This window comes from Sphingobacterium sp. FBM7-1 (assembly GCF_020687765.1).
Classification (GTDB): domain Bacteria; phylum Bacteroidota; class Bacteroidia; order Sphingobacteriales; family Sphingobacteriaceae; genus Sphingobacterium.
In genome coordinates, this window is sequence record NZ_JAJEWJ010000002.1 from 433,937 (window position 1) to 454,899 (window position 20,963).

The following is a 20,963-nucleotide window of genomic DNA, read 5'->3' on the forward strand; positions in this document are numbered from 1 at the left end:
ACTATCCTCTTTTTTCATGTTCCTGAACATCCACTACCGCTATGGTCACCATGTTGACGATCTCCCGGACGGAACTGTCTAATTGCAATACGTGTACCGGCTTGTTCATGCCTAATAAGATGGGGCCTACAGCTTCCGCATCGCCGGCTTCCTGCAAAAGTTTATAAGCAATATTACCCGACTCCAAGCTAGGGAATACTAAAGTGTTTGCCGGTCCCCCATTTAGCGTGCTAAACGGGAAGTTCGCTTTTAGGAGTTCACTGTTTAAAGCGAAATTCGCTTGAATATCCCCATCCGCGATAATGTGGGGAGCTTTATTACGGAGTACTTTAGCCGCTTCGCGCACTTTTACTGCAGTTCTGCCGTCGTTTGAGCCGAAGTTCGAATAAGACAACAACGCAATACGGGGCGTGATATTGAGACGTCGGACCGCTTCATCCAGCAGGATCGCGATATCAGCCAGTTCCTCCGATGTCGGATCCGCATTTACGGTGGTATCTCCGAAGAAAAGTGGACCTTTAGACGTCAACATGATGTACATCCCTGCAACCCGACTATTGGGTTTAGCACCAATCACCTGTAGAGCAGGGCGTATCGTAGACGCGTAGTTCCGCGTTAGTCCGGAAATGAGGGTGTCTGCCTCACCGAATTGCACCATACTCGCTGCAAAGTAATTTCGGTTGCTGGAAATTAATTTAATTGCTTCATGCTCTGTTAAACCTCGACGCTGTCTTTTGTCATATAGGTGTTTTACAAATTTTTGGAAACGTTCCGAGCCCTTTTCTTCAGCCGGATTGATTATTTCTACATCTTCTAACTCAAAGCTGTATTCTTTGATCAATTCCTGGATTTTTACTTTGTCACCGAGTAAAATCGGAAATGCAATCCCTTCTTCTTTTACGATTTGTGCTGCGCGCAGGGTTTTATAATTGTCTGCCTCGGCAAAAACTACCCGTTTTGGATTTTTCTTGGCTCTGCTGGTTAAATTGCGGATAATTCGATCGTCTTTACCCAGGCGCTTCCTTAAATCATCTGTATAAGTTTCCCAATCCTGGATTTCTATTCTAGATACCCCGGAGGCCATCGCCGCCTTAGCAACGGCTACGGACACTTCCGTGATCAAACGTGGGTCTGTTGGTTTCGGGATGATGTATTCTGGTCCGAATCTTAAGTTATTCGTGTCGTAGGCCTGATTCACTTCCTCGGGTACCGGTTGTTTAGCCAGCTCCGCGATGGCGTGCACCGCTGCAATTTTCATTTCCTCATTGATGCATGTCGCCCGAACGTCAAGTGCACCTCTAAATATATACGGGAATCCCAAAACGTTATTCACCTGGTTTGGATAATCAGAACGGCCGGTTCCCATAATAACATCATCTCGTGTAGCTACCGCTAAGTCATAGGCAATTTCCGGATTTGGGTTTGCCATGGCCAGTACGATAGGTCTTGGAGCCATCGATAGCAACATGTCGGGTGTCAATACATCTGCAGCCGATAACCCGATGAATACATCTGCGTTTTTCACAGCATCCGCCAAGGTGTGCAGATCTTTATCCGTAGCAAATTGGGCTTTTGTAGCATCAAGATTTTCTCGGTCAGCACGGATCACACCCTTGCTATCCAACATGACGATATTTTCTTTTTTAGCCCCCACAGCCATATACATGGACGTACAGGAGATAGCAGCAGCTCCAGCACCGTTAACAACAATCTTAACCTGACTGATATCTTTTCCGGTCAATTCACAGGCGTTAATCAAAGCAGCGCCTGAAATGATGGCGGTACCATGCTGGTCGTCGTGCATCACCGGTATGTTCATCTCTTCTTTTAGACGGCGCTCGATCTCAAAACATTCCGGAGCTTTAATATCTTCGAGGTTTACCCCTCCAAAAGTAGGTTCGAGTGCTTTGACGATGTTGACAAATTCGTCGACATTCTTGGTGTCGAGCTCGATGTCAAAGACATCAATATCAGCAAATATTTTGAATAGTAAACCTTTCCCTTCCATAACCGGTTTACCAGCTTGGGCGCCGATATCACCTAAACCGAGTACCGCCGTACCGTTGCTAATAACGGCCACCAAGTTTCCCTTGGAAGTATATTTGTACGCGTCTTCGCTGTTTTCCGCAATAGCTAAACAAGGTTCGGCTACGCCAGGTGAATACGCTAATGATAGGTCGCGTTGCGAATTGTGAGGCTTTGTCGGAACAACGGCGATCTTTCCGGGTCTTCCCATTGCATGGTAATCCAAAGCATCTTTTTTTCTGTTGGTACTCATTTGTGTTATGTAAATTTTGGTCTTCTATACAAATCTAAAGTTTCAAATGAAGATTAGCGAATTTTTTGGGCGAAAACACATTTTCTTCAAGTAGTGCTTCAGGTTATCCTATCCCACGTAGAACAACGTAAAAACTTGTGTTTTTTCTAAAAAAAGCGTTTCTTTAACCTTTCGTATGTAGCAGGCATAACATGAGCGACATTGATTTCATTAAAAGTATCCAAATTAGCGAGTTTTCATCCACGCCAAAGTATCTGCAATTGGCCGATGCGGTCATTGAAGGCGTGCGTAAAAGCAGGTTAAAACAGGGGGATATCTTGCCGTCGATCAATGAAGTGAGTGTCTATTTCGATATTTCCAGAGATACCGTGGAGAAAGGTTATCGACATCTCAAAAGTCTGGATATTATATCTTCTACTCCCGGAAAAGGGTATTTTGTCGCCAAATCGGATGTGGTAAGTAAGCAGAAGATTGCACTATTTCTCAATAAACTAAGTGCACATAAAAAAATTATCTACGATGCCTTTGCGCGCGAATTGGGCGATGAGGCTTCTTTGGATTTGTTTGTCTATAATAGCGATATTTCTCATCTACGAAGTCTCCTGCTAAATTTGACAAAGCAATACGATCATTACGTCGTTTTCCCACATTTTAAAGAGGGAAGCGATCAGGCGCCCGAGGTGCTTGGTCTTATTCCGAGTAATAAGCTGATGTTGTTAGGAAGGCTTATAGATGGAATAGAGGGGGATTTCGATGCTGTTTATGAAAATTATGAAAAAGATATTTATGAAGCGCTGGAAACGATGTTACCCGCTCTTTCGCGGTACCGCACGTTGAAACTCGTCTTCCCAGATCATAGCGATTATCCGAAAGCTATTATCAAGGGGTTTTATAGATTTTGTCAGCAATACGCATTTGATCACCTGCTCGTGGGAAACCTCCACACGGAACTATTAAAAAAAGAAGAGTGCTATATTCTATTAGCGGAAGACGATTTGGTTCATGTCTTGGAAAAGTCCATCACCAAAGATTACCAAATTGGCAAAGACATCGGTGTGATTTCTTATAATGAGACGCCGCTCAAAAAGTTTATCCTCAACGGGATTGCCACCATATCCACCGATTTTGAATTGATGGGGAAATCAGCAGCACAAATTATCAAACAACAAAAAAAGGAGCTGAAGGAAAATCCCTTTTATGTCAATATACGGCCGTCGCTATAGCATAAGAGGTCGTGATTATTCCTCCACAGACCAACTTGGCAGATAGCGTAGGAAAGACATAATTTTCTCCTTGTATATATCCATATTTAAACGGTAATAGAAAGCTCCCTTTCTGGAATTCTCTTTGTCTTTTTCATTCAGTTTGATCAGTAGGCCGGAAGCAAGTAACTTACGGCTAAAATTGCGCTTATCCAATTCGATATTATACACGCATTCATATAGCGAGGCGATTTGCGGTATGGTAAATTTTTCGGGGAGTAGTTCGAATAGGATAGGATACAGCGCTGCCTTCGTACGTAAAGTATGTTTCGCGGCAGAAATCATATCTTCATGATCAAAAATAAGTTTAGGGTGTTGATCCAGCGGGAACCACTTTGCTTCGTACTCCTCGCTTAGGATATGTCGGTATTGTGTAGCGTCGATGAGTGCAAAATACACAATACTCACCACGCGACGCTCCTCCCGGCCAGGTTCGCCAAATATGCCGCAATTCTCCATGTAAACTCCTTCCAGATTGGTGAGCTGTTTGAGTACGCGCGAGGCTGCTTTTTCAGGGCTTTCGTCCTCCTGTACAAATCCGCCCATCAAACTCCATTTATTGCGTTCGGGAACGATCGCTCTTTTAACCAATAAGATTTCTAATGACTCTCCATTAAAGCCTAAGATGACACAATCTACCGCCAGTAAGGTTCGAGGCTCATTTTTATAAAAACTTCTAAGTTGATTGACTGGTTTTCCCACGTTAAAGATGCCTGATTTGATCGGTTAATATATGGACAATTATACTTATTCTTATGAAAATAAAATAAAATTTTCACTTTTCTAAAATTAAGTGTTAATTTGACATTAATTTTGGTAAAAGTGAATCTTAGCTCCTGGTGTTTTAGCGGGGGTAAAAGAGTAAAAAATAAGGTGTTATAAACCACAAAAGGTGTTCATAATGGAAAAATCGTATGTGATTGGATTGGATTACGGCAGCGACTCGGTTCGGGCCGTATTGGTGGATGCAGGTAATGGAGAAGAAATGGCATCGTCCGTCTTTTATTATCCGAGATGGAAAAAAGGTGCATTTTGCGATGCTGCGGCTAGTCAATTTCGCCAGCATCCCTTGGATTATATAGAAGGGCTGGAAGCCACAGTAAAGGATTGTTTGGCAAAGACGGCAGGTGTTGTAAGTGCTCAACAGGTAAAGGCTATTTCGGTCGATACGACAGGTTCTACACCGATCGCCGTAGATGATAAAGGCGTTCCGCTGGTGTTTAGGGAGGAGTTTGCTGATAATCCAAATGCCATGTTTGTGTTGTGGAAGGATCATACTGCGGTGCAGGAAGCCCAACAGATCAATGAGCATGCGGAAAAATTTGATATAAATTACCTGCAATATGTGGGTGGCGTGTATTCTTCGGAATGGTTTTGGGCCAAATTGTTACGCACTTTGCGGGTAGATAAGCAGGTGCGTGAGGCCATGTATACTTGGGTAGAACATTGCGATTACATTCCATTCTTATTAACAGGCGGAACGCACGCAGATCAAATCAAGCGCAGTGTTTGTGCGGCAGGGCATAAATCATTGTGGGCAGCCGAATTTGGAGGGTTGCCGCCAAACGAATTCTTTAGTGCTTTGGATCCCCTGTTGGATGGCTTAACAACACGATTGTTTACCGATACGTATGCTGCAGACCAAGTCGCGGGCACTTTATCGGAGGAATGGTCGAATCGGCTTGGACTAAGCACCGATGTTGTGATCGGCGTAGGAGCTTTTGATTGCCATATGGGCGCTGTTGGCGGAGAGATTGAGCCCTATTACCTGAGTAAGGTAATAGGTACTTCTACCTGTGATATCTTAGTTGCTCCGAAAGCCGATATTTCCGATACATTAGTTAAAGGGATTTGCGGACAGGTAGACGGTTCGGTTATTCCCGGCATGATCGGGATGGAAGCTGGGCAGTCAGCCTTCGGGGATGCCTATGCTTGGTTTAAACAGGTCTTAACATGGCCGGTGAAAAATTTATTAGTAAACAGCGAGGTGTTGTCTGAGGAGGATACGAAAAAAGTATTGGATTTTATCGATGATCAGGTTATTCCTCAATTGGGTAAGCAGGCCGAAGCACTACCCGTAACGGAGACCTCCGAATTGGCGTTAGACTGGTTTAACGGTCGTCGTACACCGGATGCGGACCAGACGGTGAAAGCCGCGCTATGTGGTCTGAACTTGGGTACCGATGCACCGCGTATTTTTAGAGCGATTGTAGAGGCTACCTGTTTTGGCGCTAAAAGCATCGTCGAGCGTTTTATTCGAGAAGGAATTCCGGTTAAGGGTATTATCGGGCTTGGTGGCGTAGCAAAAAAGTCACCGTTTATTATGCAGACAATGGCCGACGTGATCAATATGCCGATTCGTGTGCATAAATCAGAACAAACCTGTGCATTAGGAGCGGCGATGTTTGCTGCAACGGCGGCGGGTATTTACGCGCGGGTAGAGGATGCCATGAAAGCGATGGGACAAGGCTTCGAACACACCTATGTGCCTCGTCCGGAAATGGTTTCGTTATATGCCGAACGCTATAAACAATATCAAACACTCGGCACTTTCGTAGCAGATAACGGGTGTAACAAAACGACTAAATAATAAACAATGTATACAGCTATAAAAGAAGAGGCCTATCATTGCAACATGCAATTACCTAAATTAGGCCTGGTTTTATTTACTTTTGGCAATGTCAGTGTGGTGGATCGGAGCGCAGGCGTCTTTGCCATCAAGCCAAGTGGCGTGCCTTATGAGGAATTGACACCTGATAAAATGGTTATTGTGGATTTTGACGGGAATACTGTAGAAGGAAATTTACGTCCATCCTCCGATACGCGGACCCACGCTGTACTTTACAAGCACTGGGAAGAAATTGGCGGTATTACCCACACGCATTCGACCTATGGTACCGCCTGGGCGCAAAGCCAACGGGATATTCCGATTTTTGGAACAACGCATGCCGATCACCTAACGGTTGATATTCCTTGCGCACCACCGATGAGCGATGAAATGATTGTAGGGAACTATGAGTACGAGACAGGTTTTCAGATTATGAATCATTTTGAGCAGCAACAGTTGGATTATAAAGAGGTTGAAATGATACTGGTTGGAAATCATGCCCCTTTTGCCTGGGGAAAGACCGGTATCAAATCCGTATACAATAGTGCGGTGTTAGAAACAGTCGCACAAATGGCCTATTTAACGGAGCAGATTAATCCCCAAGCACCTAAGCTTAAAGACGCATTGATCAACAAGCACTACGACCGCAAACACGGTTCAGACGCTTATTACGGACAGGAATAAAAGAAAATTAGATATAATAAAAATGAATATAGAGCTTAAGCGTTTACAAGTCTGGTTCCTCACAGGTAGCCAAGATTTATATGGAGAAGAAACCCTACGCGAAGTAGCGGTACATGCTGCGGAAATAGCAGATTATCTTTCTGCGCACAAAAATATACCGGTAGAAGTTGTATATAAGCCCATCGTAAAAAATAGCGATGAGATTTATGACACGATCGTAGCAGCGAACGCTAGCCGCGAATGTATCGGTTTAATCACTTGGATGCACACGTTCTCTCCCGCTAAGATGTGGATAAGAGGGCTGACCGCTTTGCAAAAGCCTTTATTGCATCTACACACGCAATATAATAGAGACATCCCATGGGAAACGATGGACATGGACTTCATGAACTTAAATCAAAGTGCACACGGAGACCGGGAATTTGGGCACATCGTAACCCGTTTAAATATCGGACGTAAAGTAGTAACTGGCCATTGGCAGGATGAAGAAGTCATCGAGCGCATTAATGTATGGGCACGGGCTGCTGCGGCTTGGCATGATTGGCAAGGTGCTAAATTTGCACGTTTCGGCGATAATATGCGTTTCGTGGCGGTAACCGATGGGGATAAAGTAGAAGCGGAAACCAAATTTGGATTCTCGGTGAACACCTATGCAATTGGTGATTTAGTGGCTATCATTAATGAGACCACTGATGCCGAACTTCAGGCCTTACTCCAAGAATATGAAGAAACCTATGAACTGGCAGATAATGTAGTAGAAGGCGGGGCAGACCGCCAAAGTTTGGTCGAAGCGGCTAAAATTGAAATCGGTCTTCGCAAGTTTTTGGAAGCAGGTAATTTCAAAGGATTTACAGACACGTTTGAAGACTTGCACGGCATGGTGCAGCTACCAGGCTTGCCTGTTCAGCGCTTGATGGCCGACGGATACGGGTTTGCCGGAGAAGGTGATTGGAAAACACCGGCTTTAGTGCGTGCATGTAAAGTGATGGGCGCTGGTTTGCCGGGAACAACCGCCTTCATGGAAGATTACACCTACCACTTCGATCCAGACAATGCCATGGTATTGGGATCGCACATGTTGGAGGTCGATGCGGCACTAGCGGCACACAAACCAAGAATTGAAGTACACCCGTTGGGTATCGGTGGTAAAGCAGATCCGGCCCGTTTGGTGTTCAACGGTATCAGCGGTTCGGCGCTTAATGCGTCCATCGTCGATATGGGTACACGCTTCCGTCTAATTGTCAATAAGGTGGAAGGGGTTCCTGTGGTAGAGAAGCTTCCAAAACTGCCGGTTGCCCGGGTTTTATGGAGACCATTACCCGATATGAAAACCGGATGTAGCGCATGGATTTATGCGGGAGGAGCACATCATACCGCGTATAGCTTAAGCTTGACACCGGAATATCTAGAAGATTTTGCTCGGATAGCTGGACTAGAATATGTCGCTATTGACGAAAATACGACATTAACTGGGTTGGAGAACCAGCTCAGATGGAATGAACTTTATTACCTGTTAAAAAAATAATCTAACCGAGGCTTTCCAACACATCACGATGTAGCGGAAAGCCTTTTTACCTAAAGCTGTATACTAAATGGAAAAATTTGCAACAGTAGACTACATCATCTTCGTAATCTACTTTTTTGTGGTAGCCGGATACGGCTATTGGATCTACCGTAAAAAAACGGCCGCACAGAACACGAGTAAAGATTATTTTCTCGCAGAAGGCTCGTTGACTTGGTGGGCTATCGGTGCCTCCTTAATCGCGTCTAATATTTCGGCGGAGCAATTCATCGGGATGAGTGGAAATGGTTTTGAAGTCGGTATCGCGGTGGCGGCCTACGAAATTATTGCTGCGGTCGCGCTTATCATCGTTGCGGTATGGTTTATCCCGGTCTATCTCAAGAATAAGATCTTTACAATGCCGCAGTTTCTGAATAACCGGTATAACGAGACCACGAGTTTGATTATGGCTGTGTTTTGGTTATTCTTGTACGTATTTGTTAACCTAACATCTATCCTTTATCTAGGGGCTATTGCGATTTCCAGTCTTGCAGGCGGAGGCGATACTTTCCATTTCATTATGGTTGCGTTAGCTGTCTTTGCGGTTATCATTACACTAGGTGGTATGCGCGTGATCGGTTTTACGGATGTTATCCAAGTCGTTGTTCTGATTATTGGTGGGGTGGCTACAACCTACGTAGCACTTACTTTAGTGAGCGAGCACTTCGGATTAGGCAAGGACGTACTTGCCGGTTTCAACGCATTGATGACCGATGCGCCGGAGCATTTTAATATGATCGTAGAGAAACCGGGGCCAGGCGCCACACAGGAAGAAATTAATAAATACTTGATGTTACCCGGTATAGGTATGTATTTGGCAGGAATCTGGATCGTGAACTTAAACTACTGGGGCTGTAATCAGTATATCACCCAGCGCGCATTAGGAGCAGATCTGAATACCGCACGTAAGGGGATTCTCTTTGCAGGTTTCCTGAAGCTGTTTATGCCGATCATCGTGATGTTACCCGGTATCGCGGCTTACGTCTTGTATAAGAACGGTGCGCTACAGGAAGAGATGGCACCGGGCGGAGTATTCCATGCCGACAACGCTTATTCGGCGATCTTGGGTTACTTGCCGAACGGTATGAAAGGACTGGCATTGGCTGCATTGACCGCGGCTATTGTAGCAGGTCTTGCCGGTAAAGCGAACAGTATCGCGACGATCTTTACGTTGGATATCTATAAAAAATACCTAAACAAAGATGCGAGTGAAGGTAAAATGGTTTGGGTTGGTAAATTGACGATTATCGCCTCTATCGTCGTTGCCGTACTCTTTACCTGGAATGATACTTTAGGTATTGGCGGAGCGGGTGGATTTACCTTTATCCAGAAATATACCGGTTTCATTAGTCCGGGTGTCTTTGCGATGTTCTTGTTAGGTATGTTCTGGAAAAGAACGACTGGACCTGCAGCCATCGCCGGTCTGATTACAGGTTTTGTGCTTTCCGTGTTCTTTAATGAATTTGCGGTTCAGGTCTTCGGTCCGGAAACTTGGTTATACACCGCTTATTTGAACAAGTTTGGCGTGTACGAAATTCCGTTCCAGATTTGTATGGGATTGGCTTTTGCCTTCACGATGTTGGTTATGGTGGGTATCAGTTTATTTGGACCTAAAGTTAATCCGAAGGCATTTGAACTCGATAAAAAGATGTTTAAGGTGGAACCTTCTATTCTTGTAATGATTGTGATTACATTATTACTTGTAACCGCTATTTACGTGAGATTTTGGTAGTTGAATACACACAACAACGATAAACTTTAAAGAATATGAAAAGAAATGTTTTCATGGCATTATTGGCTACGGCTTCGTTAACGCTTGCCTGTCAGCAAGGAGCCAATACAGGCGAAACTGGCGATGCCGCAATGGATAGTACCGAACAAGCGGCATTTAATGCAGTTATCGACGGTAAAGATGTGCAATTGTACACCTTACAAAATGATAAACTGCATATCACGTTGACGAATTATGGCGCACGGCTAGTTAGCTTACGCGTAAAGGATAAAGACGGCAAGGATACCGACGTTATCTTAGGTTACGATACGGCAAATGAATTTAAGCAAAACGCCATCAATTATTATGGCGCTATTGTAGGCCGCTATGGTAATCGCATCGGTAATGCTACGTTTACCTTAAGCGGTACAACGTATGAACTAGAAAAAAACGACGGTGAAAACTCCTTACACGGTGGGACTAACGGCGTGTACAACAAAGTGTGGACGGTAGAGCAATCTGCTGATACAGCCATTACATTAGCGTACACATCGCCCGATGGCGAGGCGGGATATCCAGGTACGGTAACCATGAAAGTTACCTATTCCATCACAGACGAAGGAGGCTTGGTTATGGATTATGTAGGTACGACCGACAAAGAGACTGTACTAAATTTGACGAATCATGCTTATTTTAATCTGAATGGAGAAGGTGACGCGACGATATTGGATCATGAATTACAGATCGATGCCGATGCGATTACTGAAGTTGATGCCAACTTAATCCCTACCGGTAAAAGCTTGCCGGTAGCCGGCACAGCATTTGATTTTAGCGAAGCACAGACGATCGGATCCCGTATCGACGCAGAAAACGCGCAGCTAGCGGTAGGAAAAGGTTACGACCATAACTTTGAATTGATCAAAGGTGACGGTTTTCGTAAGGTCGCTACGGTGTATGCACCCAAAACCGGTATAGAAATGCAGATTTTGACAACCGAACCTGGATTGCAGTTTTACAGCGGCAACTTTATGACGGATAGCGATCCCAAAGGCAAGGGAGGAAAGGCTTATCCATTCCGTTCCGCATTTTGTCTGGAGACGCAACATTTTCCCGACGCACCTAATCAGCCATCTTTTGCGTCGACCGTGTTAAAGCCGGGCGACCAATACACATCAAAAACCGAGTATCGGTTTCTAGTGAAATAATAAAAAGCGACGGCGATGAGTACTCATCGCCGTCGCTTTTATAACATAAACCAACATAACAGTATCGCCATCACCTTTAGTTGTAACCTAATATGTCGTAAGGCTACGGTTAGTTGATTTTCTACTGTACGCTTCGATATCCCCAATTTGTTCGCAATCTCCTCGTTGGTCAGATGTTCCTTTCTACTCATGAAGTATATTTCTTGACATCTAGCCGGTAGCGATTGCAAGCTGTTATCCACCTGTCTTTCTGCGTCTTGATAAATGAGACGTTCTTCGCCCTGATTGGCTATCGCCTCACCCGTTTCTGTCAGCTCGTCGGTATACGAAATGGTCAGGGCTTTCCTTTTTTTAAGTTCTTTATACACATGGTAGCGTGTTGCCGCCCGAATGTAAGCAGTGAACGATTGAATAGCCAATGTTTCACGTTTTTGCCAAAGATTGAGGAAGATATCATGCGTAATCTCTTCACTTTTTTCCTGGTCTTTTAGATAAGAAAAGGCGGTGCTGTATAACTTCTCCCAATGGCGTTCAAAAAGGGTTGAAAAAGATAGCGGGCAGTTCTTGTCCTGTACACGGCACCAAAGTTCCTGATCGTGCTGTGCCGAACATCCCGTTGACCGTTGTTTTCCGTTGCCCATAGCTTGTAAGACTTCTTCTATTGTTATGTACGCTAGGTTGATTTGTTTATGTAAAGCAGGTTCATTTCCCTTCCTAGGGTCAGCATCTCAAACTTACCTAAAAAGTTTTTAAAAAAAAATAAAAAAATATGTGTGTGCGGAACCGAAAAAGGCTCTCTATAATAAAGGGCCTAAAATATGCTGACCAAAGAAGAATATATAAAACTGTACGAAAAATATAAGCGTGGACAATGTACGCCTGCGGAATTGGCAGAGTTGGCCTCCTACGAGGATGACTTTGTTTTGCAGGAGCAGCCCTGGGATCACGAGAAATTCGGAGACAAAGAGGCTGTACAACAACGTATTTATCAACATTTGCAAGCGGCTATACAATCGGGGCAGGACGATAACAAGCGTGGGAAAATACGCCACACGCTCCGAAAATGGATAACGTACGGGGCGGCTGCGCTGGTATTGCTGACGCTCGGCGTATACGGATTGATCCGGGAGAAAAATACAGTGCCCGAACAGGTTGTCACGATTTCCCCAGGAGGGAACAAAGCGGTGCTTGTGTTAGAAGATGGTGTGGAAGTTTCGCTGAACGAACTGGGCTTAGGTGAGGTTGCTATAGAAGGCGAAGTGCTTGCCCGTAAAACCGGAGAGGGAGCGTTGAATTATGATGCACGCACTCCAGAAGAAGTCACCTATCATACACTCCGTACACCACGAGGCGGCCAATTTCAACTGACGCTGGCCGATGGAACCAAGGTATGGTTAAATGCCTCTTCCTCCATCCGTTTTCCAACAGCCTTTACGGAGAAAGAACGACTGGTTGCTATAGAAGGAGAGGTGTTTTTTGATGTGCAGCCGGACAAAAAAAGGCCCTTCGTGGTGAAATCAGCCAAGCAGAAAGTGACCGTCTTGGGTACCCGATTTAACATTATGGCCTATGCCGATGAAAATCACATAGAAACCTCGCTTATTGAGGGAAAGGTGCAGGTTTCGACGGATGGGGCTCAATTTATGTTAAATCCCGGCGAACGGACGATTTATGACAAGCGCAATGCAGGCATGCGAAAAGCCTCTTTTGATCCCGAAGAGATTTTAGCTTGGCAGGCCGGATACTTTATGTTTCAAGAGGAAAACATAGAAGGCGTCATGCGGAAGATCGCGCGCTGGTATGATGTGGATATTATATACCAAGGGGATATGAAAGGAAAAATATTTTCAGGGACCGTTTCCCGGTTTAGCGAGGTAGAAGAAATACTAGATATGTTAACGCTGACGGGGACGGTATCCTTTACGATAGAAGGAAGGAGGATACGGGTGATGGGCTAACTAATCCTGCTGTCGTAGCCAAAATGACCGGGAGCGATGCCGCGCTCCCAGTCGTTACGTTGATGGCTAATGCAAGTAAAAAAATAAACCGAAATTCTTCATTACATTAAAACACAACACACCAAATGTACAAAAATTATGATGTGCCGCCAAGCTTATGCAAGGATAGGAGGTGGCAGAAAATCTGGAAAATCATGAAGTTAATGATATTCTTTATGGTGCTGGGAACCATGTGTGTACACGCATCTGGCTACGCCCAGCGAATTTCGCTTAATCTCAAGGAAGTATCCTTAGAGCAGGCCTTAAAAGCGATCGGGAAAAAGAGCGGGTATCACGTGCTGTATAATCCCTTAATGATGGATAAATCCAAACGCATATCGTTACAATTAAAGGATATGCCAGTGGAGAAGGCGCTCGCCCAAGTTTTTGCCGATGAACCCCTGGTATACACCGTCAGTAAGAAAACGATCGTATTGAAAAGCGTCGATAAGCCGAATCTACGAGCGCGGAACGACGTACGTCAGGAGGCGCTTCAACAGCAGGTTTTGGGCTCGGTAACCGATTCTATCGGACCGGTACCGGGCGTATCCGTTGTCGTGAAAGGGGACCGGGCAAACGGAACCATGACCGACGAACAGGGGCGTTTTCAGCTATCCGTCCTCGATGCACAGACCACGCTGGTATTCTCGAATATCGGTTACGAAACCCAGGAAGTTGCCCTGAACGGACGAAGTGCGTTGAACGTTAAGCTTAAGAGAGTCAAGGCCGATCTAGACGAAGTGGTCGTTGTGGGTTATGGAACGCAACGTAAACAAGATATCACCGGTTCGGTAGCCGTCGTCGAAATGGATGAAGCCAAGAAACTTTCCACCAATGATGTTGGGAATATGTTGCAAGGCCGGGTGGCGGGGGTATCGGTAACCAGCGACGGGCAACCGGGCGCTTTCCCGCAGGTCAAACTACGCGGTATATCTACCTTTAATAATTCGGATCCACTTTACGTGGTAGACGGCATCCCGCTGGGGGGCGTACCTCGCGAACTCAATCCAAACGATATTGAGTCTATGCAGGTATTGAAAGACGCCTCTGCCGGAGCCATCTATGGCTCACGGGCAGCAAATGGCGTGATTATTATTACCACCAAAAGAGGGCGCACTGACATGCCGATGAAGGTAGATTACAGTGCTTACTATGGTGTGGATAAAATATGGCAGATCATGCCGGTTACCAATGCGCATAATTATCAAATGCTGAATAACGAAGCGCGGTACAATGCCAATAATAAACCCCTAGCACCTGGTAATGATCCTAATTCGCCGCGGTTTATTACCGACGTAGATACCGACTGGCAGCAGGAAGGGCTCCAGACGGGCCGGCGGCACAACCAGAATGTCAACATTAGTGGAGGCGGAAAGCACAATACATACCTTGTGTCTTTGGATATGTTTGAGAATACCGGAACCTTTGTGGGAAATGGACCGGATTATACCCGATATACGGGGCGGGCAAACCTGACACAGGAGCGGGGACGTTTTCGTTTTGGCCAGACCATTTCCTTTGCCCATTCCGATGAGAATGCCCTGGTCACTGGGGATGGCTTATTGGCAGGAGGCCGCCCGCCGTTGATTAACGACTTGGTGTTTGCCATTCCAACCATGCCCCTATATGACGAAAATAGACGAGGAGGCTTTGGCGGAACGGCAAGTGACTTGCACGATGCGATATCGCTCAATGGCATCGGCTTCAATAGTTTAATCAAAAACAGCACGACCGTGAGTCGGCTAACGAGCAACCTTTGGGGAGAGGCCGAGCTTTGGAAGAACGACCACCATAGCCTAAAATATCGGCTGAATTTCGGCTACGATATCAATGAGGTGCGCGATCTGACCTTCACGCCTCGCTTTAATTTAGGTTATTTCTTCATCAATAATATCAACCGCGTGAACGATAATAACCGCCGGTATGAGAACTTGTTGATCGAGAATTTACTGACCTATGATTTCACCAAGGATGAACATTCCCTGTCCTTATTGGCCGGACAGATGTACCAGAAATATGGCGCTTGGGAAAAATTGGTTACCGGTACCGGTTTTAGCGACGAAAATTTTGCTTCCCTGCGCAATGCCGAGGAAACCAGCGCCAATAACTTTGATCAGTTCAATGCGTTAGCATCCTATTTAGGACGCCTCAATTATAACTATGCTGACCGCTATCTATTTACCGCGACTATACGGCGCGATGCATCATCGCGATTCCGTCCCCAAAACAGGGTGGGATATTTCCCATCTTTTGCAGCTGGATGGCGACTAAGCAATGAAAATTTCTTTCCCGATACCCAAGGCGTGATTTCGGATTTAAAATTACGCGCGAGCTGGGGGAAATTGGGGAATGAGAATATCGGGAATTACCTTTATCAAGCGGTGATTAACCCTTCGGTTGTCTATACCTTTGATGGGCAGCGGGTATTAGGGGGGATACAAACCAGCGTGGTCTCTGAAGATCTGAAGTGGGAAGATCGCATTACCAGTAATATCGGTTTAGACGCCCAACTTTTTAACCGCAAGTTTGACCTCTCAGCCGAGTATTACGTGAGTGAAAGTAGAGACATCTTGGTACCGATACCGATTCCCTTGTCGGTGGGCTCCATTAACGCAGCGCCGATCGTCAATGGCGGAACCTTGCGCAATAACGGCGTGGAGTTGTCTGCCGTCTATCACAAGACCGGCGGGGATTTTACCTTCGATATCGGGGCTAACTTTACCACCGTCAGGAATCGGGTGCTGAGTCTAGGGGAAAATATACAGCAACGGCTCGACGGACATTTCCGCACGGAAGTGGGAAAAGAGGTCGGACGCCATTACGGATTCAAAACGGCAGGCATTTTCAAAACCCAAGAGGAAGTAGACAGCCATCCGCGTCAGTTTGATGGGGCAGGCATCGGGGATATTATTTATCAGGATATCAATGGGGACGGTCTAATCAACGATGAAGACCGGACGGATTTAGGCAGCGGCTTACCGAAGTATCAATATGGCTTCCATTTCACGGCCGCGTATCACAATTTTGATTTTACGCTTTTTGCATCGGGAATGGGGAAGTACTTGATCAATAGTCGTCTTTATCGCGATATGATGCATACTGGTGGCGATGCCAACTATCACCAAGATATGTTAGATCGCTACACGTCAGTCAATACGGATACCGACATTCCTCGTCTGCATTGGGAAGATCCAAATCGCAACTGGGAGAACTCCGACCGGAAAGGCTGGCTGCAGGACGGGAGCTATTTACGGATTAATACCCTTTCGTTGGGATATACGCTGCCGGCACAACGTTTCACGTTTTTATCGAAGGCTAGGGTATACCTCACGGCGCAGAATTTATATACTTTTCAAAAGTATAAATCCTATAACCCGGATTATACCTATGGCGTCTTTACGCCGGGATTGGACGGCGGATCCTATCCGAAGCCAAGAACCATTATGGTAGGTGTGCAGCTCGGATTTTAACCAAGGATTCATTTTAATCATTTTGTGAATATGAAAAAGATTTTAGTGGTTTTTGCAGCGGCCATGTCGCTCATAGCCTGTGATGATAAATTAGATTTATATAACCCGAACTATCCCACTACCGAGACCTTTTGGGAAACCGCGGCACATGCCGACGCCGGCGTGATCGCCACGTATAACGCCTTAGCTTTAGAGGGCACCTATACGCGGTCGTTTCCGGGGCTCAGCGATAGTCGTGGCGATGATGTGCAGGGGAATAGCCCTTGGGGCGACTTAGTTTTGGTCGGACGTTTTACGATCCCGAGCAATTCGGATCCCGTGATGTGGATTTGGCGCGATCATTATCTCGTCGCCACGCGGGCCAATCAAGTATTGAAGTATGTGCCCGAGATTCCGGACGAACAGTTTGCCGAAGGACATAAGAACCGGGTGTTGGGGCAAGCTTATTTCTTACGGGCATTTGCCTACTTTAGCCTGATCAATACCTATCAGCGGATACCGTTAATTACGGAGCCTCCGGTAGGAAAGGAAGCCTATTATCCGGAGACGGCCACCCCAGAAGCCGTATGGGAGCAGATCATAGCCGACTTGCAACAAGCAGAAAGTTTATTGCCGATATCCTATGCAGAGGTCAGTGGCCCAGATGCCGGACAGAAAGGACGGGTAACCAAAGGTGCAGCTGCCGGTTTGCTGGGGAAGGTCTATTTGTACACCAAACGGTATAATGAAGCCTTAGTACAGTTGGAAAAGTTTGTAAAGCCGGGCGGAGATTTACATGGGGTGTATAGCCTGATGCCAGATTTCCGTTCGAATTTCAATACTATCCATGAGAACAATGCAGAGAGTTTATTTGAGATACAGTTTTCGGCCGAAGGAGGAACCGACGGAAACTGGACGGGAGAGCCTAATGCAAACTGGAGACAGTTCACCGGTTTGGCCGTTACTTATGCGCCACCGGGCGACGGTTTCGGGGGGTACAAAGACTATGAACCTTCCCCCGGACTGTATCGGGCGTTTAAGCAGGAAAAAACGGTAGATGGCAAAAGTGATCCTCGCCTTTTGGTAACCATTACCTCGTACGAGCCAGACGATAATTCGACGGAAGTGTACGGACGGGAGTGGCCTTATGCATCCCAAACCGTACGTTACATCCGGAAATGGACACACGATGGCTTGGGTATTTTGGATGATGCGCCGGAAACCTTTGAAACCGGTGGAACCAATTATCGGATACTGCGGTATGCAGATATCCTGTTGATGTATGCAGAGGTACTAAACGAACTGGATCGTACGGTTGAAGCTTACCCTTTTATACAACAGGTTCGCGAGCGCGCCAAACTACCCGATTTGGCTGTTACGAAGCCGGGGCTCAGCAAAAGTGGGATGCGAGACCAAATAGCGCACGAACGGATGTTGGAATTTGCTATCGAAGGGCAGCGTATCCACGATATTATCCGTTGGGGCTGGTTGTACGATGCCGATAAATTAGCTGCGCTAAAAGAAAGAGATAGCGATTTTGATAGTTGGAGGCCGGGCAAAGAATATCTGCCTATCCCATTCAGTGAGTTAAATAACAATAGGAAGCTGTCACCCAACGATGCAAATTGATAAAGGAATAAGCGATGAAAAGAATAATATTGTATTGTACAGCGGCCTGGCTGCTGTTACAAGTGGCTGCCTGTAGCAAAGATACCTTTACCAGCCAGCCATTAACAGAGGTCGATCCTGGTATTTTTGAACCAAAACCGTTTGATGTCCGGAATATCACCGATACCTACGGACATCTCCAAAGTTATGCCTTTACCGGACAATGGGGGCCCTATAACCTCCACGACCCCTCCATTATCCAAGACGGCGAATGGTATTACTGCTTTAGTACGGATGTCGCCTACGGACAAGCCATTCGCCCAGGTATTATGGTACGCCGTTCGCGGGATTTGGTCGAATGGGAATTCCGGGGCTGGGCATACGATGGATTGCCCCAGCAGGCCGTAGATTATATAAAAAGCCAAAGTCAGGATCATACACCTAACGAGGGGATTTGGGCACCTTATATTATGAAGGTGGGAAATGAGTACCGCCTGTATTATTCCTTGGCTTCCGACGGTTTCCGCGTGAGCGCTATCGGGTTGCTGACATCGGCCTCGCTGGATGGCCCTTGGGAAGAAAAAGGCCTGGCGGTTACCTCCAAGACAGCCGGCCTGGGCACGAATGCGATCGATCCCAGTGTCGTGGTAACGCCGGCGGGCGAACACTACATGTATTACGGTTCCGCATGGGACGGTTTATATGTGGTCAAGTTAGACCCCGCTACCGGCTTGGCGGCGGCAACGGGTGATCAAGGACACCTTATTGTACGTCGGGGAATGACCAATGGCGTATATAACGGCAATCTGGAAGCACCGGAAATTGTGTATCACGAAGAGCAGAAGAAGTATTACCTGTTCGTTTCGTACGATTGGATCGATACCAAATACAATGTCCGTGTCTTCCGGTCAGATAGCCCCGAAGGGCCATTTGTCGATTGGAACGGTGAGTTAGCTACAGCGGCATCGGATCATGCCGACCAGCTAGTGTTAGGGCCTTATGCCTTCAAGGGCCATGCGGGTTGGCAAGGTATAGCCCATTGCTCGGTTTTTCAAGATGGTCAAGGCCAATATTTTATGGCCACACAGGGGCGGCCGGCGGTCGATCGGTTTTATATGGTGATGCACGTCCGAAAGATGTTCTGGGCGGACAATGGCTGGCCGATGGTCAGTCCGCAGCGCTATGCCAATGTGGAACAAACGCCGATAACTAAGGAAGAGATTATCGGAGAATACGAGCAGGTGATACACGGCTATGTACGCGTACCGGGCTATGCGGAGGAACAGACGGATCCCCATATCAACAAGGCGGTGGATGCGAATCCGATGCTGCATGCCGATGGCACGATATTCGGAGACACGAACAATACCTGGCGTTATGTGCCGGAAACCGCTAGTTTGGAATTGCGTTGGGCTGGGGGGCTGTTCGTGGACAGCTTTAAAGTGTCCCGCGAACGGGACTGGGAAAAAGGGAAGGAGTCAACCATCGTGATGACGGGTTACAACGGCGGTGGATTGGCGATATGGCTGAAAAAAATAAATTAATTTATAAACGAGCAAATGAGAAAAGCATCTATTTTATTCGTATGGTGGTTCATTGGGATGATGACGGTACAAGCGCAACTCGTCCGGACGGCGGATATGGTCGTCCACGACCCGGTATTGATGGAAGAAAAAGGCGTTTATTATTTATTTAGCACCGGGCATGGCATTTCCGTCTGGTCGTCTACCGATATGGAACATTGGAAACAGGAAGCACCGGTCTTTGACCAAGCACCGCAATGGGCGGTCGATACGATTCCGAATTTCAAAGGCCATATATGGGCGCCGGATATATATTATCATGAAGGCACATATTACCTCTACTATTCGGTGTCTGCTTTCGGCAAGAATACCTCCGCTATTGGCGTAGCGACTAATCGCACCTTAGATCCCTCTTCATCGGAATTTGGTTGGGTAGACCATGGGCGCGTGATCCAATCGTATCCGGATGTTACCAACTGGAATGCCATTGATGCCAATATTATCGAGGATGATCATGGCAATGCCTATTTGTCTTTTGGTTCGTTCTGGGATGGACTGAAATTGATTCGCTTGCAGGACGATCGGCTATCGGTTGCGGAAGACATTGCGACCATGCCGACCATCGCTAGCCGGAAAAAAAATTCCGACGACCCCAACCCTCCGGCGATCGACGATAATCCGGTGGATGCAGGCGGAAACGCGATCGAAGCCCCATTTATTTTTAAAAAAGGAGATTATTATTATTTGTTCGCTTCGATTGATTACTGTTGCAAAGGTATCCGTAGTACCTACAAGATGATTGTAGGGCGTGCGAAGACCGTGGAAGGGCCTTATTTGGATGAAACCGGAAGAGATATGGCGCAAGGAGGCGGCAAGATTCTACTTGCGGGAGACCAGCGTTGGCATGGTGTGGGGCATAATGCCGTGGTGACGATAGGAGGGGAGGATTATTTAATTTTTCACGGCTATGATGCGGAAGACGGCGGAAAGCCTAAGCTTCGTATCGAACGACTGGACTGGGGGCCGGAAGGTTGGCCAGAGGTCAAGCACTAAACAAAAAAGGGTCGATCCACGTGG

At 46.4% G+C, this 20,963-nt stretch carries 14 protein-coding genes; 11 read left to right on the forward strand and 3 right to left on the reverse strand.

Annotation, left to right across the window (positions count from 1 at the left end; translation table 11 throughout):
- Window position 1: 1 nt before the first annotated feature.
- Window positions 2–2,278, reverse strand: a complete 2,277-nt coding sequence (locus LKO28_RS06135; protein ID WP_227693830.1) for an NADP-dependent malic enzyme — start codon at window positions 2,276–2,278, stop codon at window positions 2–4.
- A gap of 191 nt (window positions 2,279–2,469) precedes the next feature.
- Here LKO28_RS06135 and LKO28_RS06140 point away from each other — a divergent pair, with 191 nt between their 5' ends.
- Window positions 2,470–3,501, forward strand: coding sequence for a GntR family transcriptional regulator (locus LKO28_RS06140; RefSeq protein WP_227693831.1), 1,032 nt, complete (start codon window positions 2,470–2,472; stop codon window positions 3,499–3,501).
- A gap of 15 nt (window positions 3,502–3,516) precedes the next feature.
- Here LKO28_RS06140 and LKO28_RS06145 read toward each other — a convergent pair whose 3' ends face one another.
- Window positions 3,517–4,242, reverse strand: coding sequence for an NUDIX hydrolase (locus LKO28_RS06145; RefSeq protein WP_227693832.1), 726 nt, complete (start codon window positions 4,240–4,242; stop codon window positions 3,517–3,519).
- 199 nt (window positions 4,243–4,441) lie between these two features.
- On the opposite strand from LKO28_RS06145, the gene LKO28_RS06150 reads away from it, so the two are divergent.
- From LKO28_RS06150 to LKO28_RS06170, 5 genes are all read left to right on the forward strand, one after another.
- On the forward strand, window positions 4,442–6,130 hold the full coding sequence (locus LKO28_RS06150) for a ribulokinase (protein ID WP_227693833.1): 1,689 nt from the start codon (window positions 4,442–4,444) through the stop codon (window positions 6,128–6,130).
- Between the two features lie 6 nt (window positions 6,131–6,136).
- Window positions 6,137–6,832 (forward strand): L-ribulose-5-phosphate 4-epimerase, encoded by a 696-nt coding sequence (locus LKO28_RS06155; protein ID WP_227693834.1) that lies wholly within the window; start codon window positions 6,137–6,139, stop codon window positions 6,830–6,832.
- A 22-nt stretch (window positions 6,833–6,854) separates the two neighbouring features.
- Window positions 6,855–8,357, forward strand: coding sequence for an L-arabinose isomerase (gene araA, locus LKO28_RS06160; RefSeq protein WP_227693835.1), 1,503 nt, complete (start codon window positions 6,855–6,857; stop codon window positions 8,355–8,357).
- A 67-nt stretch (window positions 8,358–8,424) separates the two neighbouring features.
- Window positions 8,425–10,125: a sodium:solute symporter family transporter gene (locus tag LKO28_RS06165; RefSeq protein ID WP_227693836.1), complete on the forward strand. Its 1,701-nt coding sequence runs from the start codon at window positions 8,425–8,427 to the stop codon at window positions 10,123–10,125.
- A gap of 35 nt (window positions 10,126–10,160) precedes the next feature.
- Window positions 10,161–11,309, forward strand: coding sequence for an aldose epimerase family protein (locus LKO28_RS06170; protein ID WP_227693837.1), 1,149 nt, complete (start codon window positions 10,161–10,163; stop codon window positions 11,307–11,309).
- Between the two features lie 38 nt (window positions 11,310–11,347).
- Here the strand turns inward: LKO28_RS06170 and LKO28_RS06175 are convergent, their stop codons facing one another.
- Window positions 11,348–11,950 carry an RNA polymerase sigma-70 factor gene (locus LKO28_RS06175; protein ID WP_227693838.1) on the reverse strand — a complete coding sequence of 201 codons (603 nt, stop codon included), beginning with the start codon at window positions 11,948–11,950 and terminating at the stop codon, window positions 11,348–11,350.
- Between the two features lie 177 nt (window positions 11,951–12,127).
- On the opposite strand from LKO28_RS06175, the gene LKO28_RS06180 reads away from it, so the two are divergent.
- The 5 genes from LKO28_RS06180 to LKO28_RS06200 all read left to right on the forward strand — a co-directional run bounded on the left by LKO28_RS06180 (window position 12,128) and on the right by LKO28_RS06200 (window position 20,939).
- A complete protein-coding gene (locus LKO28_RS06180) occupies window positions 12,128–13,267 on the forward strand; it encodes a FecR family protein (protein WP_227693839.1) in 1,140 nt (379 codons plus the stop codon).
- A gap of 125 nt (window positions 13,268–13,392) precedes the next feature.
- Window positions 13,393–16,776, forward strand: coding sequence for a TonB-dependent receptor (locus tag LKO28_RS06185; protein ID WP_227693840.1), 3,384 nt, complete (start codon window positions 13,393–13,395; stop codon window positions 16,774–16,776).
- 30 nt (window positions 16,777–16,806) lie between these two features.
- Window positions 16,807–18,384: a RagB/SusD family nutrient uptake outer membrane protein gene (locus LKO28_RS06190; RefSeq protein WP_227693841.1), complete on the forward strand. Its 1,578-nt coding sequence runs from the start codon at window positions 16,807–16,809 to the stop codon at window positions 18,382–18,384.
- 14 nt (window positions 18,385–18,398) lie between these two features.
- Window positions 18,399–19,907 carry an arabinan endo-1,5-alpha-L-arabinosidase gene (locus LKO28_RS06195; protein ID WP_227693842.1) on the forward strand — a complete coding sequence of 503 codons (1,509 nt, stop codon included), beginning with the start codon at window positions 18,399–18,401 and terminating at the stop codon, window positions 19,905–19,907.
- Between the two features lie 15 nt (window positions 19,908–19,922).
- On the forward strand, window positions 19,923–20,939 hold the full coding sequence (locus LKO28_RS06200; protein WP_227693843.1) for a family 43 glycosylhydrolase: 1,017 nt from the start codon (window positions 19,923–19,925) through the stop codon (window positions 20,937–20,939).
- Window positions 20,940–20,963: the final 24 nt, after the last annotated feature.

Coding starts and splice junctions, on each gene's coding strand:
- LKO28_RS06135 (WP_227693830.1), bottom strand. CDS start 2,278: ATGAGTACCAACAGAAAAAAAGATGCTTTGGATTACCATGCAATGGGA.
- LKO28_RS06140 (WP_227693831.1), top strand. CDS start 2,470: ATGAGCGACATTGATTTCATTAAAAGTATCCAAATTAGCGAGTTTTCA.
- LKO28_RS06150 (WP_227693833.1), top strand. CDS start 4,442: ATGGAAAAATCGTATGTGATTGGATTGGATTACGGCAGCGACTCGGTT.
- LKO28_RS06155 (WP_227693834.1), top strand. CDS start 6,137: ATGTATACAGCTATAAAAGAAGAGGCCTATCATTGCAACATGCAATTA.
- araA (WP_227693835.1), top strand. CDS start 6,855: ATGAATATAGAGCTTAAGCGTTTACAAGTCTGGTTCCTCACAGGTAGC.
- LKO28_RS06165 (WP_227693836.1), top strand. CDS start 8,425: ATGGAAAAATTTGCAACAGTAGACTACATCATCTTCGTAATCTACTTT.
- LKO28_RS06170 (WP_227693837.1), top strand. CDS start 10,161: ATGAAAAGAAATGTTTTCATGGCATTATTGGCTACGGCTTCGTTAACG.
- LKO28_RS06175 (WP_227693838.1), bottom strand. CDS start 11,950: ATGGGCAACGGAAAACAACGGTCAACGGGATGTTCGGCACAGCACGAT.
- LKO28_RS06180 (WP_227693839.1), top strand. CDS start 12,128: ATGCTGACCAAAGAAGAATATATAAAACTGTACGAAAAATATAAGCGT.
- LKO28_RS06185 (WP_227693840.1), top strand. CDS start 13,393: ATGTACAAAAATTATGATGTGCCGCCAAGCTTATGCAAGGATAGGAGG.
- LKO28_RS06190 (WP_227693841.1), top strand. CDS start 16,807: ATGAAAAAGATTTTAGTGGTTTTTGCAGCGGCCATGTCGCTCATAGCC.
- LKO28_RS06195 (WP_227693842.1), top strand. CDS start 18,399: ATGAAAAGAATAATATTGTATTGTACAGCGGCCTGGCTGCTGTTACAA.
- LKO28_RS06200 (WP_227693843.1), top strand. CDS start 19,923: ATGAGAAAAGCATCTATTTTATTCGTATGGTGGTTCATTGGGATGATG.